1 protein-coding gene is annotated in these 980 nt (G+C 41.8%); it reads right to left on the bottom strand.

Going from position 1 to position 980, the window contains the following annotated elements; genetic code table 11:
- The coding region (locus tag A3762_RS20550) for an alanine racemase (protein WP_197469446.1) at window positions 1-701 on the bottom strand (701 nt) is incomplete at its 3' end.
- Window positions 702-980: the final 279 nt, after the last annotated feature.

Genomic DNA, 980 nt, shown 5'->3' with positions numbered 1-980 from the left:
GTGAAGGTTGTACTTCCTGCGCTATTAAATGTTAGCTCTTCTTGATTGCCAAAACGCTCTGCAATCGCTCTGAAGCGGCGATATTTCTCTGTGACCTGTTTAAGTGCTAATTTCATACCCCCGAATACATCAGGGATTTTAGACGCATGAGCTTCATAGCCCATGAGACCTGAGAAACTTAGATTCTCTGAATCAGCGATGGTAAGTAACGCGATTTTTAGTTGATCTTCGTGAGCGAAACCCCCGCGGTTCAGACCTATATTGATCTCTAAGTTAATACGAATGTTTACGTTCAGCCGCTCAGCAATTTCCAAATATGCGTCTAAGTGTTCGTGGGTATCGATTAGCCACTGAACATTATCTAGCGCTAAACCTTCTTGAAGAAATTCAGTCGCAAGGTGCTCAAAACTTGCCGGGGGCAAGGGCTTGCCTAACAGAATATCTGCCTTGGGAAAGATTTTTGCGGTCTGCTTGATAAAAGGTCCGTGAAAACACATGAACCGTGAGCAATTTAGTTGATCACTAATGTATTTAATTAACTCAGCACACGGTAAAGATTTGACGACTAAGCGTATGCTTTTATCGCCATCAATGCGACGACGAACGCTTGCAATATTTTCATCCAAAACTGACTGTTCAAGCACGAGTGTGGGCTGAAGAATATAAGGTGAAATTGATTCGCAGAGTTGATTAGGGCTCATTACGTTTTTTCTTTGTGACTGCAGATCAAAGTGTAAATTAAGCTAATCAACCGGAACAATATTAAAGAAGGACAATATCAAGCGTTGTTTATTAAATGAAATAACTCAAGCGTTTTCGCGCTCATTCACGACGATGCTCGATTCATTGAATGTGCATTTGAATACCGCGCCTTTTAAGGTTGAAGGCGTGTGCTCAGTGAGCTCTATGCTTCCGTTGTTTTGCTCAATAACTCGTCTAACAAGTGCAAGTCCAATCCCAGATCCTTCAGATTTATCACG

The organism is Oleiphilus sp. HI0125, assembly GCF_001635355.1.
Note: the sequence above shows the minus strand (reverse complement) of the source record. Positions and strands in the feature narration are given on the sequence as shown.